Origin of the sequence: Limosilactobacillus reuteri subsp. porcinus, assembly GCF_036621895.1 — a bacterium.
GTDB classification, from domain to species: Bacteria; Bacillota; Bacilli; order Lactobacillales; family Lactobacillaceae; genus Limosilactobacillus; species Limosilactobacillus reuteri_J.
Genome location: NZ_LN887422.1, coordinates 1 through 9,759 on the forward strand (window position 1 = coordinate 1; position 9,759 = coordinate 9,759).

Below are 9,759 nucleotides of genomic sequence, written 5' to 3' on the forward strand. Positions count from 1 at the left end.
AGTATGCGATGTTTCCAGAATCTCCCACTTCAAGCATTAAACCGTAGGTTTAGCTAAGTGGGAGTAGTTCAATCTGTAAAAATATAGAAAGGAAATATATCATGACAAAAGAAGTAAAGCGTATAATCTTTGTAGTTCTTTTTTGTGAATTTTTGATTTGTCTCGGAATGAGTCTTATCTTCCCAGTTGAACCGTTCATTAAAAATGAATACCACTTTACTGCCTTTGACATGGGAGTGATGTCTTCCCTATTTGCGTTTGTGCAATTTATTGCTTCACCCATTGTTGGTCGGATTTCAGACAAAGTTGGACGAAAACCAATGTTAGTATGGGGATTGCTGATATTTGCGATTGCTGAATTTGTTTTTGCCTTAGCACAGCATTTATGGTTATTTGACTTATCACGGGCTGTCGATGGATTATCAGCAGCTATGTTTGTGCCAACATCAATGGCATTAGCGGCAGACATTACTAGTGAAAAAGACCGCGCCAAAGTTATTGGGTGGTTGTCAGCAGCTTTTAGTGGGGGATTAATTTTAGGACCAGGTCTTGGTGGAATGTTAGCGCATGTAAATTATAAATTCCCATTTTGGGTTGCTGGTATTCTGGGATTGATTAGTACGGTTGTTGCCTGGCGCTTTTTACCTCACGATGAGGATGAACTATTTAAGAGTGAAACTAAAAATCCGGAAAATGAATTATTGACTGGTGGTTGGAGTCAGTTGAAACAAATTATGACCCCAATACTAATCACGCTCTTTGGAATGATCTTTGTAGCTTCATTTGGATTAGCTGGCTTTGAAAGTATCTATAGTTTATATGTCAATGAAGTTCATAATTTTGACTTAAACGCAATTGCGCTTGTTTTAACCCTCAACGGGATTATTTCGCTTATTCTGCAAGTCTTTTTCTTTGATCGGCTAGTTCGTTGGCTGGGGGAAGTTCGACTAATGCGATACAGTTTTTTCCTTAGTTTAGTTGGAACGATCATGGTGATTTATGATCACAATCATTGGCATATCATTATTGCAACCTTGTTTGTTTTTGAAGCGTTCGATCTGTTGCGCCCAACAATTACTACATTATTAACTAAGATGAGCAAGACAAACCAAGGATTATTGAACGGGGTAAATATGTCATTAACAAGTGTGGGAAATATTATTGGACCGCTTATTAGTGGCTATTTATTAGATGTTAATTATCAATATCCATATTGGTTTGTATCGATATTCCTAATTATTTCCTGGGTAATAACGCTTGTTTTAGGACGGAAAAGAAAAGCAGCTGCTAACGATTAAATATTTAACTTTATTAAGAAAATAGCGAGGAATTAGGAAAAATAAAATTTTTCCTAATTCCTCGCTATTGTTGTATTTATGCTTAATTTTGTTGTGCCTGTTGCAATGCATCCTTGGTTGCTTCTTTAATCGCACGACTTGTTGCACTGGCCCCAGTAATGCCATCTACGTCTGCACTATTAGCCGCAATAATTTTACCGGGAAGTTCATCTAAAGCCCATTGACCCATTTCTGATTCATGATGTTTGATTACTTGTAAATCTTGAATCTTATCATCTTGGTAGGTTAATAAGACTTCTAATTCACCGCCATAAGCACTAAAGCCACTTCCAATATATTGATTTTTGTCTATTTCTCTCATTTTATTATCCATAATCTTCTAAGTTAAATCACATTATTTTGGCCTGTTACGCAGAGTGATAATAGTGGACAAGTTTGACATTTAGGATTTCTGGCCGTGCAGACATATCTACCCCAAAAAATCATACTATGATGGGCATCTAACCAGTGTTCAGGAGGAATAGTTTTCATTAATTTCTTTTCAATTGCAAGAACGGATGCTTTGGGTTCAACCATTCTAAGGCGGCGGGCAACACGACTAACATGGGTATCAACTGGGAAAGCTGGAATGTTAAAGCATTCTGCAAGGACAACATCAGCAACTTTCCTCCCGACTCCAGATAAGGTCATTAGCTCTTTGAGGGTGTGGGGAACCTCACCGTTAAAGTCAGTAACAATTTGTTGAGAAGTTTTGACTAAGAACTTAGCTTTATTTCGATAAAGCCCTAATCTTTTGATATAAGGCTCAACTTCTGCGGGTTCAACCCCTGCTAAATCTGCTGGCAACGGAAAACGAGCGAATAGTGCTGGCGTTACTTCATTGACAGATTGATCTGTTGACTGTGCACTCAAGATTGTAGCCAAAAGAAAGTGGTAGTTTGTGTCAGCAATCAAAGTTGTTCCTGCTTCGGGAAATGTTTGCCGCATGACCTTGATTGAGTAACGAATTTCATCTGGTGATAACATATAAAATCACTCTTTTCGAATATGATTATAACTATTTTAACCCGAATGATTAAAATAGCGAAGGGTAATAACCTCATTTTATACTCATTAAATTATTATTTGTAAAATTGGGGGGTTAGCAATATGACATCAATTTATGTTAAGGAAAAAATGTTTAATATGGATGTAATTGTGGAAATCGCTTTCTTTAATTAATTTAAATAAACGATTGACCAGAGAAGAGCACCTTGGTAAAATGTATTAAAGATTTTCTTATAATTCTAATCAAATTTTAATCATTTAGAAAAGGAGGATGATTATGAGTTTTTGGAAAACAATTACACGTAAAGAAGACCCGCGTGTTTATGATAATAAAGACGGTCATTTGGTTCGATCTTTGAAGGTGCGGGACTTTTTAGCTTTAGGTGTTGGAACGATTGTGTCCACTTCCATTTTTACTCTTCCTGGTGAAGTGGCCGCAATGCATACCGGACCTTCAGTAGTTATCTCTTTTTTAATTGCTGCGATCGTGGCCGGGCTAGTTGCCTTCGCCTATGCAGAAATGGCTGCTGCAATGCCGTTTGCTGGTTCAGCCTATTCATGGATTAACGTTGTGTTTGGAGAGCTTTTTGGTTGGATCGCTGGTTGGGCACTATTAGCTGAATACTTTATTGCTTTGGCCTTTGTTGGGTCTGGGCTCTCTGCTAACTTCCGGGCATTATTTGTTCCGCTTGGTTGGAAGCTGCCTGCTTCATTATCAAATGCTTTTGGTACAGAAGGCGGAGTTGTTGATCTTGTTTCAGTTGTTGTAATTATTTTAGTAGCCCTCTTAATTTCACGCGGGGTCTCACAAGCTGCTCGTGTTGAAAATCTTCTTGTTATTCTTAAAGTTTTTGCAATTTTACTTTTTATTGTTGTTGGTTTAACCGCTATAAAAGCAAGCAATTTTATGCCATTTATTCCACAATACCATGAAACAGCTAATGGTGCATTTGGTGGTTGGCAGGGTATATATGCCGGGGTATCGATGATTTTCCTTTCCTATATCGGATTTGACTCAATTGCTGCTAATTCAGCGGAAGCAATCAATCCACAAAAAACGATGCCACGTGGAATCCTTGGTTCCTTAGTAATCGCAGTTGTTCTTTTTATAGCAGTTAGTCTTGTATTGATTGGGGTATTACCATATCAACAATACGCTAATAGTGCTGAACCAGTTGGGCTTGCATTACGTGCAGCTCATCATAGTGGTGTAGCAACTGTTGTTCAAACAATTGCTGTTCTAGGAATGTTTACCGCCTTGATTGGGATGAGCATGGCTGGTTCGCGGTTGATTTACTCATTTGGTCGTGATGGAATGTTGCCAAAATGGCTTGGGAAACTTGATGAACATAATCGACCAAACCGTGCACTTTGGACACTTACAATTGGTGCTGTTTTGATCGGTGCCTTCTTCCCATTTGCCTTTCTTTCCCAATTGATCTCAGCCGGTACGTTGATTGCCTTTATGTTTGTTTCACTTGGTGTTTATGCATTACGTCGTCGTGAAGGAAAAGATATTCCAAATCCTTCATTTAAGATGCCATTCTATCCAGTATTACCAGCTCTAGGTTTTCTTGCTTCATTACTTGTGTTTATGGGATTAGATTACCAAGCAAAACTTTACGCTGGTATCTGGTTTATCTTTGGCTTAATTATTTACTTTGCTTATGGAATGCGCCACTCGTCAATGGCAAAGAAAGAAGATGGACAAAATGTTAAAAACGAAACTGAAGCAGAAGAAAACGAATAGAGATGTTTTATTAGAAGAAAAAAATGCATTTGCAACTGCTGCCCGGATTAAGTACTACGATATTGTATTAGATCATGGACGGGGGGCAATGGTTACTGATATAGAAGGAAATGATTATATCGATTTGCTTGCCAGTGCTAGTTCGACTAATACTGGTCATGCGCATCCGCGAGTAGTGCAAGCTATTCAAGAACAAGCAGCTAAAATGATTCAGTATACTCCAGCGTACTTTGCTAATTCACAAGCAGCGCGGTTAGCACCTCGATTAGCAGAATTAGCGCCGATAAGCGGGCCAGTTGAAATGGTATGGGGTAATTCTGGTTCGGATGCTAATGACGCAATTATTAAATTTGCGCGAGCATATACTGGACGCCAATATATTATTTCCTTTACGGGGGCCTATCATGGTTCAACTTACGGTTCAATGAGCTTGTCAGGTGTTTCATTAAACATGACAAGAAAAATGGGTCCAATGCTACCAGGCGTAGTAAAGGTACCATTCCCTAGTCCATGGGAACGATTAACTAATGAAAGTGACGAAGCGTTTATTGAGCGGATGTTCCATCAATTTATGCTGCCTTTTGAAACTTATTTGCCAGTTGATGAAGTTGCTGCAATTCTTATTGAACCAATTCAAGGTGATGGGGGAATTGTTAAGACTCCTCCTGCTTATATGCAAAAGGTATACGAATTTGCTAAAGCTAATGGAATTCTCTTTGCCATTGATGAAGTTAATCAAGGGATGGGACGGACTGGTAAATGGTGGTCGATCCAGCATTTTGGGATTGAACCAGATTTAATGTCTGTTGGTAAGTCCTTAGCTTCGGGAATGCCGCTTAGTGCAATGATTGGTCGTAAGGAGGTTCTGGAATCATTAGGTGCGCCAGCCAATGTTTACACTACAGCTGGTAACCCAATTACGGCTGCAGCAGCGAACGCGACCTTAGATGTTATTCAAAATGAGCATCTTTTAGAACGTTCACAACGCCTTGGCAAAAAAGCAGCTGAATTTTTTAAGCTTGAACAGCAAAAATATCCTTTTGTGGGTGATGTTCGAATGTATGGACTTGATGGTGGTATTGATATCATTGATCCAGTTACGGGAAAAGGTGATACAGAAGCAACAACCAAGCTAATGTACCGCATCTTTGAATTAGGAGCAATTATCATTAGTTTACGGGGGAGTATACTTCGTTTCCAACCACCATTAGTTATTACAGAAAAAGAATTAGATCAAGCTTTTGCGATGATTGATCAAGCATTCGCGGAATTAGCCGCTGGTAAATTAGCAGCTCCCGCAAATGCAGAAGAGTTAGGTTGGTAACTCTTGCAATTTAAGACCATCTTCGGGTATACTTTAAGCGCCATCTTAGCTCAGCTAGGTAGAGCACATCCATGGTAAGGATGAGGTCGGCGGTTCGAACCCGCTAGATGGCTTAAAATGAACTAAGAAAAGAGATTTAGAAAAACGATTCGTTTTTCTAAATCTCTTTTCTTCTTTATAAGAATATGACCTTGCTAGTAATATAATTAGGATTGAAATTACGGCTATGTTAAAATCAAAATTATATAGCATTAGCTTAATTGATAAATTGGAGGAAAAGAAATGGAATTTATTGCAGTGTTGGCGGGGTTATTGCTTGCAACCCAGATCGTAGCACACTTATGTCGTCGCGTTGAGATTCCAGAAGTGATTGGACAAATCCTAGTTGGAATCATTGCAGGACCCGCTGTTTTAGATTGGGTTCATTTAAATTCAATGATGAATGAATTTCAGGAAATTGGGGTTATTATCTTGATGTTCATCGCAGGATTGGAAAGCGACCTATCCTTACTAAGAAAATACTTGAAGCCCGCTGTTGTTGTGGCGCTTTTGGGGGTAATTGTTCCCATTGTAATTATGGGACCAGTAAGTTATATGTTTGGCTTTACTAAGCTTGAATCACTTTTTATCGGGGTTATTTTTGCGACAACATCTGTTAGTATTTCAGTTGCAGTATTGCGTGAATTTAATCGCCTAGATAGCCGAGAGGGGGCAACAGTGCTTGGAGCAGCGGTTGCCGATGATATTATTGGTGTTATCTTGTTAAGTGTGATGATTAGTGTAATCAATGGAAGCAGCAATAGTGGCCACGGCAATGGTCAGCCTTTAGGAATTGTCCTCTTGATGCAGTTAGTGTTCTTTGGTGGAACTTACCTATTGATTCGTTGGTTAGCACCTTACCTGATTCATATGAGTGATCGCCTATTAACAGTTGCTTCAACGTCGGTAATGGCGATGATTATCTGTTTAGGCATGGCCGCAATTGCTGATTATGTTGGCTTGAGTGGGGCTGTTGGCTCCTTCTTCGCCGGAATTGCTGTGGCTAACACCAAGCATAAAGAAGTTGTTGACCGGAGTTTTATTCCAATTGGATATGCAATGTTTATTCCGCTATTCTTTGTCAGTGTAGGCTTGAACATGCGCTTTGATAATATTGGTGAATCGTTTGTCTTTGTTATTGTAATGACAATCCTTGCATGCTTAACAAAACTGCTTGGATGTGGAGCAGGTGCTAAGCTATCTGGCTTTAGCATGCCTAGTTCTTATATTGTCGGTAGTGGGATGGTTGCCCGTGGTGAAATGGGATTGATTACAGCCCAGATTGGTTATGAAGCACATCTTCTTTCGCCAATGTATTATTCAGATGTAATTACCGTGATTATTATCGCAACTGTATTAGCGCCATTCATTTTAAAGAATGCATTGAAACGATCAGCCAACGAACTTGAGTAAAGGGGGCTTTTGATGGAAAATCATGAACGAGAAACGGAGCAAGCGCGGGTTGATAATGTTGAAAAACAAATTGACCAACAGATAGCTGCTACCACTAAAGCTGTTGAAGATGCTCATCGTGAAACACGGGCAGTTGAACGTAATTATAGTGAAAATGCATCTATTAATCGTTATGAAGTTGATGATATTGCTGAATCTCGGTCAATGATTGAACAGCAGCGACAATTGGTTTCACGAGCAGCGGAAAGCGAATCAATTCTAAAGCACCAGTTAAGAACTTTGAAAAACTTAAAAGGGTCACCGTATTTTGGCCGGATTGATATTCAAGATCCTGGTGAAGATAAGAGTGAAACGCTATACATTGGTACTTCTTCTTTAATGAATGAAGATAAAACAGACTTTTTAATTTATGACTGGCGGGCACCGATTTCTGGGGTTTACTATAATGGTACCCTTGGGAAAGTCAATTATGAAACGCCAGCTGGGATGCAAACCACAGAATTAAAAAAGAAACGCCAATTCACTATTAAGGATGGCAAGATCACTAACATGTTTGATACCAATGAAACGGTTGGTGATGAAGTTTTGCAAGCAGCTCTTGGAAAGCAAAATGACCAGTATATGCATAATATTGTGGCAACAATTCAAAAAGAGCAAAATGATATTATCCGTGATACGCGTAGTGATCTTTTGCTAGTACAAGGAGTGGCTGGTTCAGGAAAGACTTCAGCGATCCTTCAGCGAATTGCATACTTGCTTTATCATAGTCGAACAGAATTGAATGCGGATCAGATTGTCCTCTTTAGTCCCAATAATTTATTTAGCCACTACATTTCTGAAGTTTTGCCAAGTCTTGGTGAAAGAAATATGCGGCAAGTAACATTAGAAGGGTTTATCCGGCGGCGTTTTGAAGGCTTGCAAGTAGAAACATTATTTGATCGCTATGAAGAACGGCAAAAACCTGAAAATGCTTCTCATGTTGTTGCTGACTTTATTGAAAGTGAATCTTTTATGACGTCAATTGCACATTATGTCGAGAAAATGACAATTGAGGATTTGCAGTTTGCTGATATTCGTTTTAATGGTCAAGTTTTCTTTTCAGCTGACCACGTCAAAGATCTTTATAAAGAATTACCATTGACGATGGCTCCTGCTGATAAGTTAGTTCAATTGAAAAATAAGTTAATTCGTGAATTACAGCGGCGAGTTAAAGATGAAGCTAAAAAAGATTGGGTAGCTAAAGAACTGGATTCACTTGATTTACAACAATTGCACAATCTTTGTGGTAAGAAGTCAATTGATGACTTTAAGGATGAAGATGAGCAATATGTTTACCTTTCACGGCGCTTAGCTAAACGACGCTTACGTGTGATTGCAGATGCGATCTATAATAATTACTTTCTCGATTTTTATAATCAATATAATAAGTTTTTGCATCAAGTTGAGGTACCTAAGACAATTAGTCAGCGGGAATGGGCAACAATGATTCTTGCTTTTCAAGATGAGATTGAATACCATCGGCTGGAATTAATGCATGCGGCACCTTTGATGTATCTGCGTGATTTGATTTCCGGTACAGGACAAAATCGTTCTTTTCAATATGTATTTATTGATGAGATGCAAGATTATTCAACAGCGATGTTAATCTACTTAAAACACGCCTTTCCCCAAGCTAAGTTTACGGTCCTCGGTGATAGTGAACAGGCTCTTTTTAAGCCATTGCAGTTACCGGAAGAGTTATTAAACAAACTTAGTGGGGTATTAAAGGCTAAGCGGCCTAATTTAATTGCTTTACGGCGAAGTTATCGTTCCACGACGGAGATTACTAATTTTGCGAAGGCCTTGTTGCCGGATGGAGATAAGATAATTTCTTTCACTCGCCATGGAAAGAAACCACGCTTGTTAGTTCGTTATTCTGATAAAGAGAGTCAGCAAAGCTTGTTAGATGAGACACTTAAACTAGCTAACGAACATGAAACTGTAGCGATCTTAACCAAGAATCAAGAGCAAGCCGCTGTTATTTATCAATTACTTCGCCGGCAAAAGGTTGAAAATATTCATCTCTTAGATAAGGATGCAAGTGAATTGCCAAAGGGGATCTTAATTCTCCCAATTTACTTAGCAAAAGGACTCGAATTCGATGCTGTCCTTGCTGCGGATGTCTCTGCTAAAAACCTAGCTAATACTGATGAAGTCGGTATGATCTATACAATGGCATCACGGGCAATGCATGAACTGGTCCTTTTAAGCAACGGTTCAGTTAGCGACGCAATTAACGAGAAAGCTGGGCGTCTTTTAACGATTGAATATCAATTGCCAAATAAAAATTAAATTTTTCTATTGTCTAAAAACGCTTTCGAGAAGTGTCGACTTATGATAATCTAATGGAGTAGATATAGAAAAAGGAGATGCTTCGCCATGGTTAAAGACGAATACACACTTGTACTAGTAAAGCCTGATGGGGTAAAGACTCGTCATATTGGAGATATTATTACCCGTATTGAACGGAAAGGATATAATATTGAAGCTCTTAAGATGATTGACCCATCAGAAAAAAAGCTTCGTCAACATTATTTTGATAAAGTTGACAAACCATTCTTCCCTGAATTGTTAGAATACATGACAGAAGGACCAATTGTCGGAATTGTTGTTTCTGGTACTAATGTAATCCAAGCAATTCATAACATGGCAGGAGCTACTAACCCTGGTGAAGCTGAATGGGGAACAATTCGTGGTGACTATGGTCGTGAATGGCCTGATGGCAACTTGCGAAATATCATTCATACGTCTGATAACGTTAACAGTGCCACTCGTGAAATTGGTATTTGGTTCCCAGAATTTGATATTAAAGATAAACAGTAGAAAATAAAAAGAGGCTGGGAAAAAAC

General features: G+C 38.8%; 8 protein-coding genes and 1 tRNA gene. 7 read left to right on the forward strand and 2 right to left on the reverse strand.

The window, feature by feature from the left end:
- The first annotated feature begins 101 nt into the window (after positions 1–101).
- Positions 102–1,298 (forward strand): MFS transporter, encoded by a 1,197-nt coding sequence (locus tag AACL61_RS06360; RefSeq protein WP_102816480.1) that lies wholly within the window; start codon positions 102–104, stop codon positions 1,296–1,298.
- Between the two features lie 82 nt (positions 1,299–1,380).
- On the opposite strand, the gene AACL61_RS06365 is transcribed toward AACL61_RS06360, so the two are convergent.
- Both AACL61_RS06365 and nth read right to left on the reverse strand, forming a co-directional pair.
- A complete protein-coding gene (locus tag AACL61_RS06365) occupies positions 1,381–1,671 on the reverse strand; it encodes an FMN-binding protein (RefSeq protein ID WP_102816203.1) in 291 nt (96 codons plus the stop codon).
- A gap of 11 nt (positions 1,672–1,682) precedes the next feature.
- Complete coding sequence (gene nth, locus AACL61_RS06370; protein ID WP_016497140.1) at positions 1,683–2,324, reverse strand: endonuclease III; 642 nt, start codon at positions 2,322–2,324, stop codon at positions 1,683–1,685.
- A gap of 298 nt (positions 2,325–2,622) precedes the next feature.
- Between nth and AACL61_RS06375 the strand changes: the two genes are divergently transcribed.
- The 6 genes from AACL61_RS06375 (at position 2,623) to ndk (ending at position 9,733) form a co-directional block, all read left to right on the forward strand.
- Positions 2,623–4,095, forward strand: coding sequence for an APC family permease (locus AACL61_RS06375; RefSeq protein WP_339111140.1), 1,473 nt, complete (start codon positions 2,623–2,625; stop codon positions 4,093–4,095).
- On the forward strand, positions 4,058–5,419 hold the full coding sequence (locus AACL61_RS06380; protein WP_339111141.1) for an aspartate aminotransferase family protein: 1,362 nt from the start codon (positions 4,058–4,060) through the stop codon (positions 5,417–5,419). Before AACL61_RS06375 ends, AACL61_RS06380 begins: the two co-directional genes overlap by 38 nt.
- 39 nt (positions 5,420–5,458) lie before the next feature.
- Positions 5,459–5,532 (forward strand) — tRNA-Thr (locus tag AACL61_RS06385).
- 169 nt (positions 5,533–5,701) lie between these two features.
- Positions 5,702–6,871: a cation:proton antiporter gene (locus AACL61_RS06390; protein WP_078009261.1), complete on the forward strand. Its 1,170-nt coding sequence runs from the start codon at positions 5,702–5,704 to the stop codon at positions 6,869–6,871.
- 12 nt (positions 6,872–6,883) lie between these two features.
- Positions 6,884–9,202, forward strand: a complete 2,319-nt coding sequence (helD, locus tag AACL61_RS06395) for an RNA polymerase recycling motor HelD (protein WP_085680116.1) — start codon at positions 6,884–6,886, stop codon at positions 9,200–9,202.
- Between the two features lie 87 nt (positions 9,203–9,289).
- Entirely contained in the window at positions 9,290–9,733 is a 444-nt protein-coding gene (gene ndk, locus AACL61_RS06400) for a nucleoside-diphosphate kinase (RefSeq protein ID WP_003671324.1), read from the forward strand.
- Positions 9,734–9,759 lie beyond the last annotated feature (26 nt).